The sequence below is a fragment of the Paracoccus sp. TD-10 genome (genome assembly GCF_048270675.1).
Lineage (GTDB): Bacteria > Pseudomonadota > Alphaproteobacteria > Rhodobacterales > Rhodobacteraceae > Paracoccus > Paracoccus pantotrophus.
In genome coordinates this window covers 869,592-883,386 of the sequence record NZ_CP182418.1, presented here as the reverse complement: position 1 = coordinate 883,386, position 13,795 = coordinate 869,592, and the positions used below count along the sequence as shown (strand labels likewise).

The 13,795-nt window shown below is 67.7% G+C and carries 12 protein-coding genes; 5 read left to right on the top strand and 7 right to left on the bottom strand.

Annotated features, from left to right (window positions below):
• Positions 1-108: 108 nt before the first annotated feature.
• The 4 genes from ACNKFW_RS04370 to ACNKFW_RS04355 are packed head-to-tail and all read left to right on the top strand — an operon-like array spanning position 109 to position 5,158.
• Positions 109-1,743: an MFS transporter gene (locus ACNKFW_RS04370; protein ID WP_147427697.1), complete on the top strand. Its 1,635-nt coding sequence runs from the start codon at positions 109-111 to the stop codon at positions 1,741-1,743.
• 48 nt (positions 1,744-1,791) lie between these two features.
• Positions 1,792-2,730, top strand: coding sequence for an ABC transporter permease (locus tag ACNKFW_RS04365; RefSeq protein ID WP_024844089.1), 939 nt, complete (start codon positions 1,792-1,794; stop codon positions 2,728-2,730).
• The gene (locus tag ACNKFW_RS04360; RefSeq protein WP_024844088.1) at positions 2,727-3,539 is read left to right on the top strand and encodes an ABC transporter permease; all 813 of its coding nucleotides are present in this window, start codon (positions 2,727-2,729) and stop codon (positions 3,537-3,539) included. The genes ACNKFW_RS04365 and ACNKFW_RS04360 overlap by 4 nt, the downstream gene beginning before the upstream one ends.
• Positions 3,536-5,158, top strand: coding sequence for an ABC transporter ATP-binding protein (locus tag ACNKFW_RS04355; RefSeq protein ID WP_147427695.1), 1,623 nt, complete (start codon positions 3,536-3,538; stop codon positions 5,156-5,158). Before ACNKFW_RS04360 ends, ACNKFW_RS04355 begins: the two co-directional genes overlap by 4 nt.
• A 391-nt stretch (positions 5,159-5,549) precedes the next feature.
• Here ACNKFW_RS04355 and ACNKFW_RS04350 read toward each other — a convergent pair whose 3' ends face one another.
• Positions 5,550-6,506, bottom strand: a complete 957-nt coding sequence (locus ACNKFW_RS04350; RefSeq protein ID WP_024844086.1) for an L-malyl-CoA/beta-methylmalyl-CoA lyase — start codon at positions 6,504-6,506, stop codon at positions 5,550-5,552.
• 166 nt (positions 6,507-6,672) lie between these two features.
• Between ACNKFW_RS04350 and ACNKFW_RS04345 the strand changes: the two genes are divergently transcribed.
• A complete protein-coding gene (locus tag ACNKFW_RS04345) occupies positions 6,673-7,533 on the top strand; it encodes a D-amino-acid transaminase (protein ID WP_024844085.1) in 861 nt (286 codons plus the stop codon).
• A gap of 110 nt (positions 7,534-7,643) precedes the next feature.
• Here ACNKFW_RS04345 and ACNKFW_RS04340 read toward each other — a convergent pair whose 3' ends face one another.
• The 6 genes from ACNKFW_RS04340 to ACNKFW_RS04315 form a co-directional block, all read right to left on the bottom strand.
• Positions 7,644-8,417 carry an amino acid ABC transporter ATP-binding protein gene (locus ACNKFW_RS04340; protein WP_024844084.1) on the bottom strand — a complete coding sequence of 258 codons (774 nt, stop codon included), beginning with the start codon at positions 8,415-8,417 and terminating at the stop codon, positions 7,644-7,646.
• 10 nt (positions 8,418-8,427) lie between these two features.
• Positions 8,428-9,882 (bottom strand): amino acid ABC transporter permease, encoded by a 1,455-nt coding sequence (locus ACNKFW_RS04335; protein ID WP_147427694.1) that lies wholly within the window; start codon positions 9,880-9,882, stop codon positions 8,428-8,430.
• A gap of 1 nt (position 9,883) precedes the next feature.
• The gene (locus tag ACNKFW_RS04330) at positions 9,884-11,137 is read right to left on the bottom strand and encodes an amino acid ABC transporter permease (protein WP_024844082.1); all 1,254 of its coding nucleotides are present in this window, start codon (positions 11,135-11,137) and stop codon (positions 9,884-9,886) included.
• Positions 11,138-11,250: 113 nt separating this feature from the next.
• Positions 11,251-12,276, bottom strand: a complete 1,026-nt coding sequence (locus ACNKFW_RS04325) for an amino acid ABC transporter substrate-binding protein (protein WP_418024740.1) — start codon at positions 12,274-12,276, stop codon at positions 11,251-11,253.
• 153 nt (positions 12,277-12,429) lie between these two features.
• Entirely contained in the window at positions 12,430-13,140 is a 711-nt protein-coding gene (locus tag ACNKFW_RS04320; protein ID WP_024844080.1) for an ATP12 family chaperone protein, read from the bottom strand.
• Positions 13,133-13,795, bottom strand: a complete 663-nt coding sequence (locus ACNKFW_RS04315) for an HAD-IA family hydrolase (RefSeq protein WP_024844079.1) — start codon at positions 13,793-13,795, stop codon at positions 13,133-13,135. The genes ACNKFW_RS04320 and ACNKFW_RS04315 overlap by 8 nt, the downstream gene beginning before the upstream one ends.

Sequence of the window (13,795 nt, the reverse complement as noted above, 5' to 3'; positions counted from 1 at the left end):
TAGCGGTTTGGCGAAATAACAGAGCGGTGCGGCAAGAATCGGCCGGCCGGATTGCGGCCCGGCGGGGCTCTGCCTAAGCTTGCCGCATTGCCCCAGGTTTTCCGGATCATGCCAGCAACAGCCCGCAAAAGCCCCTTTGCCCCGTTCCGTCACCGCGATTTCCGGCTGCTGTGGTCGGCGACGCTGATCTCGAACTTCGGCGGGCTGGTGCAGGCGGTGGGCGCGGCCTGGATGATGACGCAGCTGACCGATTCGGCGACGCTGATCGCGCTGGTGCAAGCATCGAATACGCTGCCGATCATGCTGTTTGCGCTGCTTTCGGGGGCGCTGGCCGACATTTTCGACCGCCGCACGCTGCTTCTGGGGGCGCAGGTCTTCATGGCCTCGGTCTCGGTGCTGCTGGCGGTGCTGACCTGGCAGGGCTGGATGACGCCGCTGCTGCTCTTGTCGCTGACCTTCCTGATCGGGGTCGGGCAGGCGATCTACAACCCGCCCTGGCAGGCCAGCATGCAGGATCTGGTGCCGCGCGACGACCTGCCGGCGGCGGTGTCGCTGAACTCGGTCGGCTTCAACCTGATGCGCTCGGTCGGGCCGGCGGTGGGCGGGATCATCACCGCCGCCTTCGGCGCGGCGGCGGCCTTCGCGGTTAATGCGGCAAGCTATATCCCGCTGCTCGGCGCGCTGATGCGCTGGCATCCGGTGACGCCGCCGCGCATCACCACGCCCGAGCCCTTCGTCGCCGCCGTGGGCGCGGGGCTGCGCTATGTGGCGCTGTCGCCGAACCTGATGCGGGTGCTGTCGCGCGGGGCGCTGTTCGGCTTTTCGGCCATCGTGGTCATGGCGCTGTTGCCGCTGGTGGCCAAGCAGAACCCCGCGGGCGGCTCGCTGCTGTTCGGCCTGCTCTTGGGTTGCTTCGGCCTGGGCGCCATCGCCGGGGCGCTGATCAACCCGCATGTGCGCGAGCGGCTGGATAACGAGAACGTGGTCCGCGTCGCCTTTGCCGCCTTCGGCGCCTCGGCGCTGCTGCTGGCGCTGACCGAAAGCACCTGGCTGCACGCGCTGGCCATGCTGCCCGCCGGGGCCAGCTGGGTGCTGGCGCTGTCGCTGTTCAACGTCACCGTACAGCTTTCGACGCCGCGCTGGGTGGTGGCCCGCGCGCTGGCGCTTTACCAGACCGCGGTCTTCGGCGGCATGGCGGCGGGGGCGTGGACCTGGGGCTCGGTTGCCAACAATTACGACGTGGAGACGGCGCTGACCGCCGCCTCGGCGCCGCTGTTCCTGGGTGCGGTGCTGGGCCATTGGCTGCGCATCCCGGAATTCGGCACGCTGGACCTGGACCCGGTGAACCGCTTTCGCGAACCGGAACTGGCGCTGGACCTGCGCGGCCGCTCGGGCCCGATCATGGTGATGATCGACTACGAGATCGACCAGCTCGACGTGCCCGAGTTCCTGCGGCTGATGGCCTTGCGCCGCAACATCCGCCGCCGCGACGGCGCGCGCAACTGGGCGCTCCTGCGCGACCTGGAACACCCCGAGCGCTGGACCGAAAGCTATCACATCGCCACCTGGGACGAATACGTGCGCCACAACCTGCGCCGCACCAAGGCCGATTTCCAGACCTACGAGGATCTGCACAAGCTGCATCGCGGCAAGGAGCCGCCCGTCGTCCACCGCATGATCGAGCGCCACACCGTCAGCCTGGACGACGACGTGCCGCTGATCGGCAAGCTGGAGGTGCCCTGAGCGCAAAGGCCGCTTTACCGCGCCCCGGCGCCGCACTAGCGTTTCCCCATGTTGCGCTATGTGACCCGCCGCCTGATCTCGCTTGGCCTGAGCCTGCTCGTGGCCTCGGCGCTGATCTTTTCGGTGGTCGAGCTGGTGCCGGGCGATCCGGCCAGCTTCATGCTGGGCACCGGCGCCCAGCCCGAGACGGTGGCGGCGCTGCGCCAGCAGATGGGCCTGGATCTGCCCTTGCCGCTGCGCTACCTGCACTGGCTGGGCGGGGTGCTGACGGGCGATCTGGGCCACAGCTTCACCTACAAGACGCCGGTGGCGGGGATGATCCTCGACCGGATGCAGGTCTCGCTGCCGCTGGCGCTGCTGGCGCTGGCGCTGGCGGCGCTGATCGCCCTGCCCATCGGCATGTTCGCCGCAGCAAGGCGCGGCCGGGCGGGCGACACGGCGGTCATGGCGGCGACGCAGGTCGGCATCGCGCTGCCGAATTTCTGGTTCGCCATGCTGCTGGTGCTGCTGTTCGCGGTCAGGCTGCGATGGCTGCCCGCCGGCGGCTTTCCCGGCTGGGACCATCCCGCCGCGGCGCTGAAATCGCTGCTGCTGCCCGCCATCGCGCTGGCCCTGCCGCAAGCGGCGATCCTGGCGCGCGTGCTGCGCTCGGCCCTGGTGGAAACCCTGGGCCAGGACTACATCCGCACCGCCCGCGCCAAGGGGCTGAGCGCCGGGCAGGCATTGTCGCGCCATGCGCTGCGCAATGCGCTGATCCCGGTGCTGACCATCCTGGGCATGCAGTTTTCCTTTCTGCTGGCAGGCGCGATCATCATCGAGAACGTGTTCTACCTGCCGGGCCTTGGCCGGCTGATCTTCCAGGCCATCACCCAGCGCGACCTGATCGTGGTGCAGGGCGCGGTGCTGGTGCTGGTCGCGGCGGTGATCCTGGTCACCTTCCTGGTGGACCTGTCCTATGCGCTGGTCGACCCGAGGCTGCGGCGATGAGGTGGTCGCTGATCCTGGGCGCGCTGCTTTCCGGGCTGGCGCTGGTCGCGGCGCTGGTCTCGTTCCTCTGGACGCCGGCGGACGTGACGCAGCTTGCCATCGCGCAGAAGCTGCTGCCGCCCTCGGGCCAGCATTGGCTGGGCACCGACCATTTCGGCCGCGACATGCTGTCGATGATCATGGTCGGCGCGCGCACCTCGATCGCGGTGGCGCTGGTGGCGGTAGGGATCGGCATGGGCCTGGGCGTGCCGCTGGGTCTGCTGGCCGCGGCACGCAGCGGCGGCTGGATCGACGAGGCGGTCATGCGCGGCAACGACCTGGTCTTTGCCTTCCCGAGCCTGGTCATCGCCATCCTGATCACCGCGGCGCTGGGGCCTTCGGCGCTGAACGCGATCATCGCCATCGGCATCTTCAACATCCCGGTCTTTGCCCGCGTCACCCGCGGCGCGGCGCTGCCGATCTGGACGCTGGACTATATCCGCGCCGCGCAGGTCGCGGGCAAGGGCGCAAGCCGGATCAGCGTCCAGCACATCCTGCCCAATATCGCCAACCTGCTGATCGTGCAGGGCACCATCCAGTTCAGCCTGGGCATCCTGGCCGAGGCGGGCCTTTCCTATGTCGGCCTTGGCGCGCAGCCACCCACGCCCAGCTGGGGCCGGATGCTGGCCGAGGCGCAGACCATGGTGGCGCTGGCCCCGCATGTCGCCATCATCCCCGGCCTTGCCATCGTCGTCACCGTGCTGGGGCTGAACCTCTTGGGCGACGGCTTGCGCGACGCGCTGGACCCCAGATTGCGCAGGTCGCCATGATCCAGACCAGCCGCCTTTCGGTCGAGATCGGTGCGCATGAGATCCTGCGCGGCCTCGACCTGCAACTGCCGCCCGGCCGGATCACCGGGCTGGTCGGCGAAAGCGGCTCGGGCAAGTCCATGGCGGCGCTGGCGATCATGGGCCTGCTGCCCGAGGGCATGCGGGCCGAGGGCCGGGTGGATCTGGACGGCCGCAACCTGCTGGACCTGCCCGAGCGCGAGCTGTGCCGCATCCGCGGCAAGCGCATCGGCATGATCTTCCAGGAGCCGATGACGGCGCTGAACCCGCTGATGACCATCGGCGACCAGGTGGCCGAGGTGCTGCGCATCCACCAGGGCCTGGACCGCAAGACGGCGCAGGAGCGTGCCCGCGACCGGCTGGACCGCGTCGGCCTGGCCGCGCCGCGCTTTCCGCTGACGCTTTACCCGCACGAGCTGTCGGGCGGCCAGCGCCAGCGCGTCGCCATCGCGCTGGCCATCGCGCTGCGCCCCGACCTGCTGATCGCCGACGAGCCGACGACGGCGCTGGACGTGACCACGCAGGCCCGCATCCTCGACCTGCTCAAGGGGCTGGTCCGGGACGAGGGGATGGCGCTGCTGCTGATCACCCACGACCTTGCGGTGGTCGCGGGCATCGCCGACCGCGTGACGGTCATGCAGCAGGGCCGGATCGTCGAGGAAGGCCCGACCGAGACGGTGTTTCGCGAGCAGGCCCACCCCTATACCCGCGCGCTGTTCGCCGCCTCGACCCATCAGCCGCGTCTGGTGCTGCCCACGGCGCAGCCGCGGCCGCTCTTGCAGGTCGAGGGGGCGGCGCGCGCATATCCCCTGCCCCGCCGCGGCCTGGCCGCGCCGCGCGAAACCCTGCGGGCGGTGGACGGGGTCAGTTTCCGCATCGACGCCGGGGAATCGGTCGGGCTGGTCGGCGAATCCGGCTGCGGGAAATCCACGCTGACGCGGGCCATCCTGGGGCTCGACCCGCTGCAGGGCGGCCGCATCCTGCTGGACGGGCAGGAAATCCGCACCGGCCGCGCCATGGCCCCGGAGCTGCGCGCCCGGATGCAGGCGGTGTTCCAGGATCCCTTCGGCAGCTTCGATCCGCGCTGGCGGGTCGAGCAGCTGGTGGCCGAGCCCTTTCACCTGACCGGCCTGCCCCGCGACTGGCGCGAACAGGTGGCCGAGGCGCTTTACGAGGTCGGCATCGCCGGAGACGCCATGCGCCGGCATATCCACGAATTTTCCGGCGGCCAGCGCCAGCGCATCGCCATCGCCCGCGCATTGATCATCAGGCCGCGGCTGATCGTGCTGGACGAGGCGGTCAGCGCGCTGGACGTGCGGGTGCGGGCGCAGGTGCTGGACCTGCTGGCGCGGCTGCGGGTCAGCCACGGCCTGTCCTACCTGTTCATCAGCCACGACCTGTCGGTGGTGCGCCGGATCACCGACCGGGTGCTGGTGATGGAAAAGGGCCGCATCGTCGAGGCCGGCCCGACCCACCAGGTGCTCGGGCAGCCGCAGCATCCCTATACGCAAAGCCTGCTGGCCGCGACGCCGCGCATTCCGGCCGCGTGGCAGGCTCACGTTCCGGTCGACGGCCTTGCGCTTGCGCCGCCGGCTCCGTAGCTGCTGCGGGCTTGCTCCCGGCAAAGGCCCCGCCGCCGGCCGCGGGAATCGCCCGGCTTCCACAGGTAAGCCCGCCTTCTGTCCCTGGTGGGCGGCAGCCTTCCGACCAGGCCCGAATCACCGCTTCCCGACCTGCCCCCGACCCGGCCCGGCACAACCGCACGCCCGATCCCGTGGCAACCGCGCCCGGCCAGGGATGGCGCCCAAGCCTGAACCCCGGCCAACCCGCGCGGAACGCAGTGACGACGACATTGGATTTCCATGACAATCCGCGAAGGATCAGGCGAGCGGCCCGAATGACAACAGGCCCCGCGCAGCCGCAGGGCCTGTTGCTCCTCCCCTGTCATGGCGGCCAGCCTCCCCGCGTAGCCGCCCAGGTATCCCTTGCCGATCAGGCGTCGATCAATTCTGCCTGACGCACGATCACTTGTGCCTGACGGATGGACGCGATGTCAACCAGTCTACCCTTGTATACCGTCGCGCCGGCGCCGGTCCGCTTGGCCTCCTCCATCGCGGCCAGGATCTCGCGCGCCTCGGTCACCGCCTTTTCGCTGGGCGAGAACACCTCGTTGGCCAGCGCCACCTGCTTGGGATGGATCGCCCATTTCCCGACCATGCCCAGCGTGGCCGAGCGGCGGGCCTGCGCCCGGAAGCCCTCGTCATCGCTGAAATCGCCGAAGGGGCCGTCCACCGGCAGCACGCCATGGGTGCGGCAGGCGGCGACGATGGCGGTCTGCGCCCAATGCCAGGGGTCGGACCAGTATTTCGCCCCCTCGTGCAGCATGTAGTAGTTTTCCTGGGTGCCGCCGATGCCGGTGGTGGCCATGCCCATGCTGGCGGCGAAATCCGCCGCGCCCAGGCTCATCGCCTGCAGGCGGGGCGAGGATGCCGCGATCTCCTCGACATGGGCGATGCCGGCAGCGGATTCGATGATGACCTCCAGCCCGATGCGCTTTTGCCGGCCCTTGGCCGCCTCGATGGCGGTGACCAGCGCGTCCACGGCATAAATGTCGGCGGCATTGCCGACCTTGGGGATCATGATCAGGTCCAGCCGCTCGCCGGCCTGTTCCAGCAGGTCCACCACGTCGCGGTACCACCAGGGCGTGTCCAGCCCGTTGATGCGGACCGACAGGGTCTTGCTTCCCCAGTCGATGTCGCCGATGGCCTGGATCACGTTCCTGCGTGCCTGCGCCTTGTCGTCGGGCGCGACCGAATCCTCCAGGTCCAGGTTGATGACATCGGCGGCCGAACCGGCCATCTTTTCGAACAGCGCCTCGCGCGAACCGGGGCCGAAAAGCTGGCAGCGGTTCAGGCGGGCGGGCGCAGCGGGTTGCGTGCGGAAGGACATGGCTTGCCTTTCAAGTAAGGATGTTTCAAGCGGCGCTGCAAAACTGATAGATAATTGCTGCGACTGCATCAAGCTGATTTTGCATCTGCGAAAACCCGCGCATCTTGACGCCCTGCCGCTTTCGGCGCAGGACCGCGCTAGCAGGCCCTGGGACAGGAGAAACGACATGACCCGCACCGTCTATCTGAATGGCGACTATCTGCCGGAAGCCGAAGCCAAGGTGTCGATCTTCGACCGCGGCTTCGTGATGGGCGACGGCGTCTACGAGGTGACCAGCGTGCTGGATGGCAGGCTGCTGGACTTTGCCGGCCACATGCGGCGGCTGACCCGTTCGCTGGCCGAACTCGGCATGGGCAATCCGCTGACCGACGACGAATGGCTTCACGCGCATCGCCAGCTGGTGACGCTGAACGACGTGACCGAGGGCATGGTCTATCTGCAAGTGACCCGCGGCAATCCCGGCGACCGCGACTTCGCCTATCCGCCCGAGGATACGCCGCAGACCGTGGTCATGTTCACCCAGTCCAAGCCCGGCCTGGCCGACAATCCGCAGGCAAAGACCGGCATCCGGGTGATCTCGATCCCCGACCTGCGCTGGCACCGGCGCGACATCAAGACGGTGCAGCTGCTTTACCCCTCGATGGCCAAGATGGAGGCCAAGCATCGCGGCGTCGACGATGCCTGGTTCACCGAGGACGGCTTCGTGACCGAAGGCACCTCGAACAACACCTATATCGTCAAGGACGGCAGGATCGTGACCCGCCCGCTGTCCAACGACATCCTGCACGGCATCACCCGCGCCTCGCTCTTGCGCTATGCCGCCGAGGCGCAGATGCAGATCGAGGAACGCCCCTTCACCATCGCCGAGGCGCAGGCCGCGGACGAGGCCTTCCTCACCTCGGCCTCGGCCTTCGTGATGCCGGTGGTCGAGGTCGACGGCGTGGCGCTGGGCAGCGGCCGCCCCGGCCCGGTGGCGACCCGCCTGCGCGAAATCTATCTCGAGGAGTCGCGCAAGTCGGCTGTCTGACCGGCCCCCGCCTGCGCATTCTTCCTTGGAGAAATATCCCGCAGGGGGAGTCCGCCGCGCCCGCGGCGGACGGGGGACGCGAAGTCCCCCTGCGGCGGCGGTGCCGCCGCTCAGTGCCCCAGGATCTGGGACAGGAACAGCTTGGTGCGCTCCGAGCGGGGATTGTTGAAGAACTCCCTGGGCGTGTTCTGCTCGACGATCTGGCCCTGGTCCATGAAGATCACCCGATGCGCCACCGCCTGGGCAAAGCCCATCTCGTGGGTGACGCAGAGCATGGTCATGCCGTCCTCGGCCAGCTCGATCATCGTGTCCAAGACCTCCTTGATCATCTCGGGATCCAGCGCCGAGGTCGGCTCGTCGAACAGCATGATCCGCGGCCGCATGCACAGCGCCCGCGCGATCGCCACCCGCTGTTGCTGGCCGCCCGACAGCTGGCCGGGATATTTATGCGCCTGTTCGGGGATTTTGACCTTGGTCAGGAAATGCATGGCCGTCTCCTCGGCCTCGCGCTTGGGGATCTTGCGCACCCAGATCGGCGCCAGGGTGCAGTTCTCCAGGATGGTCAGATGCGGGAACAGGTTGAAATGCTGAAACACCATCCCGACCTCGGAACGCACCTTGTCGATGTTCTTCAGGTCGTGGGTCAGCTCGGTCCCGTCGACGATGATCTTGCCGGCCTGGTGTTCCTCCAGCCGGTTGATGCAGCGGATCAGCGTGGATTTGCCCGAACCCGAAGGCCCGGCGATCACGATACGCTCGCCGCGACTGACGACCAGGTCGATGTCGCGCAGCACGTGGAAGGTGCCGTACCATTTGTTCAGCTTGACGATCTCGATGGCGGCCTCGTCGCCTGCGGCGGGGATCGCGGTGGTTTGCCTGGTCATGAACGCCTCCTCAGCGGTGGTCGCGCTTCAGCCGGCGTTCCAGATACATGGAATAGCGCGACATGCCGAAGCAGAGGATGAAGAAGATCGCGCCGACGAAGATATAGGGCTCCCAATAGGCGCCTTTCCATTCAAAGCTTGCGCGGATGGTGTCGGCCATGGCCTTCAAGGGGTCGAACAGCCCGACGAAGACGACCAGCGTGGTGTCCTTGAACATGCCGATGAAGGTCGAGACGATGCCGGGGATCGAGATCTTCAGCGCCTGCGGCAGCACGATCAGCCGCTGCGCCTTCCAGTAGTCCAGCCCCAGCGCATCGGCTGCCTCGTACTGGCCCTTGGGCAGCGCGGCCAGCCCGCCGCGGATCACCTCGGCCATATAGGCGGCGGCGAACAGCGTCACCATGATGATGACCCGCAGGATGATGTCGAAATTCGTGCCCGGCGGCAGGAAATAGTTCAGCAGCAGCGAGGCCACGAACAAGAGCGTGATCAGCGGCACGCCGCGGATGAACTCGATGAACATCACCGCCAACAGCTTGATCACCGGCAGGTCCGAGCGCCGCGCCAAGGCCAGGATCACCCCCAGCGGCAAGGACAGCGCGATGCCGGCGACGCCGATGGTGATCGACAGCACGAAGCCGCCGAACTGGTCCGAGGAGACCGGCCGCAGCCGCAACGGCAGAACCCCCGCCAGCATCGAGGCCAGCGGCCCGGCCAAGAGCAGCCACCAGGCCACCGCCGCCACCACCGCCAGCGCAAAGGCCAGCAACCCGAACCGCGCCGCCAGCAGCCGCCAGACCACGAAGCCCAGGCCGAAGCCGGCCAGCACCATCGCCTCGCTCCACAGCGATCCGCCCCAGAGCAGCCAGACGGCGATGAAGGGATAGACCAGGCTGGCCAGCAGCGACCATTGCGGGCGCGTCTCGATCAGCGCGGCCCAGGCCAGCATCAGCACGGCCATTCCCATCAGCGCCGCCATGGGGGCGCCCAGCACCATGGCGATGACGAAGGTCAGCACCATCGACAGGCCCAGCACGATGCGCCGCGCCCTGGCGCTTTCGGAAAACAGCACCGGCGCCAGCGCCAGGAACAGCAGACCGAAAGCCAGCACCGGACGCCAGTACAGCGCCTGCGGATAGAAGCCGAACATGAACTGGTTCCAGCGATGCTTGATCAGGGCGAAACAGGCGCCGGTGGCGCCCTGCCCCCAGGTCTCGGCGATGACCTGGCGGCATTCGGCCATGCTGCCGGCGTTCCAGACCGAATGCGACAACCAGGGACCGACGGTGCTGACCACCAGCCAGACGATGCCCAGCCCGACAAAGGTCAGCGCGATGTTCAGCGGCCCCGAGAACAGGTTCTCGCGCAGCCATTTGATCGCGCCGGATTCGGCCAGAGGCGGCGGCTCGGGCGGCAGCATTGTCTCGCGGACATAGGCGACGGTTTCGGAATGCGTGTCGCTCATCTCACCGCTCCTTCAGCTTGACGCGGGCGTTGAAGACATTCATCCCGGCCGAGATGATCAGGCTGAGCGCCAGATAGATGCCCATCATCAGCACCATGCATTCCATCTCGCGCCCGGTCTGGTTCAGCGTGGTGCCGCCCAGCGTGCCGCGCAGGTCCATGTAGCCGACCGCGATGGCCAGCGAGCTGTTCTTGGTCAGGTTCAGGTATTGCGAGATCAGCGGCGGCACGATCACCCGCAGCGCCTGCGGCAGCACCACCAGCGACATGGTGCGGCGCGGCCGCAGGCCCAGGGCAAAGGCCGCCTCGGTCTGGCCGCGGCTGACGGCCAGGATGCCGGCGCGCACGATCTCGGCGATGAAGGCGCCGGTATAAAGCGTCAGCGCCAGCCACAGCACCACGAAGGCGTTGTCGAGGTTGATGCCATCGGCGAAGTTGAAGCCGCGCAGCACCGGCGGGATCAGGTGCAGGCCGAAATACCAGGTCAGAAACAGCACCGGCACGGCGAACATCGCCAGGCTGATCCACCAGGTCCGCGGCCGCTTGCCGGTCTGGTCCTGCACCCGTTGCGCCCAGCGCCGCAGCAGCCGCCAGCTGGTCCAGGCCGCGGCGATGACCACGACATAGGCGATCAGCGCCCAGCTGATCCCCTCGCGCCCCAGCGAGATGGTGCCGGGCGGGTTGGTCATGCCGATCGAGGGGATGGCGGTATAGCGGTTGGTCGGCGCGATCATGTCGAACAGGATCATCTCCGCGGCCGGGTTCTCGCCCCGATAGGCATTGGGCGGCGGCATGACCTCGGTGAAGATCGCAAGGCAGACCAGGATCCACAGCAACAGGGGAATGTTGCGGAAGATCTCGACATAGACCGTCATCAGCCGCGCGATCAGCCAGTTCGAGGACAGCCGCAGCACGCCCACGATCACCCCCAGGATCGTCGCCGCGATACAGCCCATGATCGAGACCAGCAGCGTGTTCAGCAGCCCGATCACCGTGGCGCGCAGATGGGTGTCGTCGGAATTGTACGGGATCAGCTGCTGCGGAATGTCGTATCCGGCGCGCCGGAACAGGAAATCGAAGCTGAGCGTCTTGCCCATGGCGGACAGGTTGCGCAGCGTGTTGTCGATCAGCCAACTCGCCGCCAGCATCACCAGGATGAAGACGATGGCTTGCAGGGTCAGCGAGCGATAGCGCCGATCATAGATCAGCATCGACAACCGGAACGGCGGATTGTCCGCCCCCGTATAGGTGACCATGTATTAACCCCCTGTATCCGGCTTGAATGACGGGCCTTCGGCCTCTGGCTTGCCGGCTTTCGTTCGGGGGCGCGCGGGGGCATGCACCCCCGCGCGCCCTTGTTCAGATGCGATTACCGGAAGGGCATCGCATACATCAGGCCGCCCTGGGTCCATTGCGCGTTCAGCCCGCGCGCCAGCCCGATGGGGGTCTGCTCGCCGATGGTGGCGGCAAAGATCTCGCCATAGTTGCCGCCGGCCTTGATGGCGCGCTTGGCCCATTCGGCGTCCAGCCCGATCATCTTGCCCAGCTCGTCGGTGGTTCCCAGCAGGCGCTGGACCTCGGGGTTGTTCGAGCTTTTCGCCAGTTCGTCGATATTGGCCGAGGTGACGCCGTATTCCTCGGCCGCGATCAGCGCGTAGAGCGTCCAGCGCGTGATGTCGCCCCAGTTGTTATCGCCATGGCGCACCGCCGGGCCCAGCGGCTCCTTCGAGATGATCTCGGGCAGGATGATGTGGTGTTCCGGGTCGGCGAAGCTGGCGCGGGTCGCGGCCAGGCCCGAGGCGTCGGTCGTATAGGCATCGCAGGCGCCGGCCATGTATTGCTGTTCGCCCTCGGCATTGCTGTCGATGTTGACCGGCTGGTAATCCATGTTGTTGGCCTTGAAGTAATCGGCCAGGTTCAGTTCGGTCGTGGTGCCGGTCTGGATGCAGATCGTGGCGCCGTTCAGCTCCTTGGCCGAGCTGACGCCCAGATCCTTGCGGACCATGAAGCCTTGGCCATCGTAATAGTTCACGCCGATGAAATCCAGCTTGAGGTCGGTATCGCGCTGGAAGGTCCAGGTGGAGTTGCGGGCCAGCAGGTCCACCTCGCCCGAGGAAAGCGCCGTGAAGCGGGTCTGGCCGGTGGTCGGCACGTATTTCACCTTGGTCGCGTCGCCCAGCACCGCCGCAGCCACGGCCTTGCAGAAGGCAACGTCGAAGCCCGACCAGTTGCCGCTCGCGTCAGGGGCGGCAAAGCCGATCAGGCCGGTGTTCACCCCACAGTTCAGCACGCCGCGGGCCTTGACCTCCTTCAGCGTGTCACCCTCTGCGGCCAAAGCACCCGAGGCCGCCAGCGCGACCGCCGTCACAGAGCCGAAGAATACAGATTTCTTCATTGATTTCCCCACTGTTGTTCCGGGTCTCGCCCAAGGATGCACCATCTGAAGGGCCGTTGGCGAGCCCGTTTGAGCAAGGGGCATTCGTCACCCCCATAAGCGGCATTGTGCCGATGGCGGCGGGTGCGTCAAGAAAGAACCAAAACGCGCCCCTCAGCCGCGGCTGAGCAGCCAGAACCGCTCAGAATCGCGCATGGCGGCCAGTCGGCCTGCCGCCGCCTCGTCGGCTTCGGCATCGCGACCCCAGCGTTGTGCCTGAAATTCCTCGTCAATCCTGGACAGGGCATGGGCGGTCTCGGCGTCAATCCGGCCGCGGATCACCGCCAGCCCCAGGATCAGCGAGCCGGGCAGAGTCACCAGATCGTGCAGGGCCGTCAGGCCAAAGGGATCCAGGGCCGCGACCTCTGCGCGCAATTTCAGCAGCGCGACCGGATCCTGCGGCACCGGGATCACGCCATGGGTGATGCGCAGCGGCGCCCGCAATTCGGTCGCCGCCCAGTCGATCAGCGGATCCCACCCCTCGGCCTGGGCGCGCACCAGCGCCTCGGGCGCATCGGCGCGATAGGACAGCAGGTCGGTGCCGCCATAATCGCCCAGCATCGCCGCCACCGCGTCGAATTGCGGCACGACCTTTTCGATGGCGGAATTGGCCGCGCGGGTCAGCGGCATGGCATTGGGGTCGATCACCTCCTGCACCGCCTGCCATTCCTGGGCCACGGCCAGGGCCAGCGCCTCGGTCGGCAGGCGCAGCGGCTGCTTGCCGGGCGTGCGCAGCGGGCGCTCGTCCAGAAGGACGCTCCAGCCGTCCGCTTCGTCGTGGATCGCGACGGATGCCCAGAAACGGCGCGCCTTCCATTCACTCATCGGCCCACTCCAGCAGCGCGCGGGTCAGCGCGGGATAGTCGGGCGCGACCAGATGCGCGCCGGCCGCATGCAATTCCTCAACCGGGCAGAAGCCCCAGCCGACGCCAAAGCCGGCGACGCCGGCCGCCCGCGCCATTTCCATGTCGAAGGTGGAATCGCCCACCATCACCGCCCGCCCGGCGCCCACGCCGGTTTCCGACAGCGCGCTTTCCAGCATGGCCGGATGCGGCTTGGAGGGATGCCCATCCGCCGATTGCCGGGTGATGAAGCGCCGGGTCAGCCCATGCGCATCCAGGATCGCCGCCAGCCCCCGCGCCGGCTTGCCGGTGGCGATGCCCAACAGCAGCTCGTCCCGCGCGGCCAGCGCGTCCAGGCAGTCCAGCGCGCCCGGATAAAGCGGCGGCAGCGCCCCCGCCGCGCGCGAGGCGATGAAGGATTCGCGATAGCCGGCGACGACCCGCCCGTGCAACTCGGGGCCGGCACCGGGCAAGAGCCGCGCCACCGCGACCGGCAGCGACAGGCCGACGATGGAAAGAATGCGGGCCGGCTCCATCTCGGGCAGGCCGGCACCCTGCATGGCGCGGTTCATCGCCTGGGTGATCTCGAGCTGGCTGTCGACCAGCGTGCCGTCGATGTCGAAGATGACCAGTCTCAT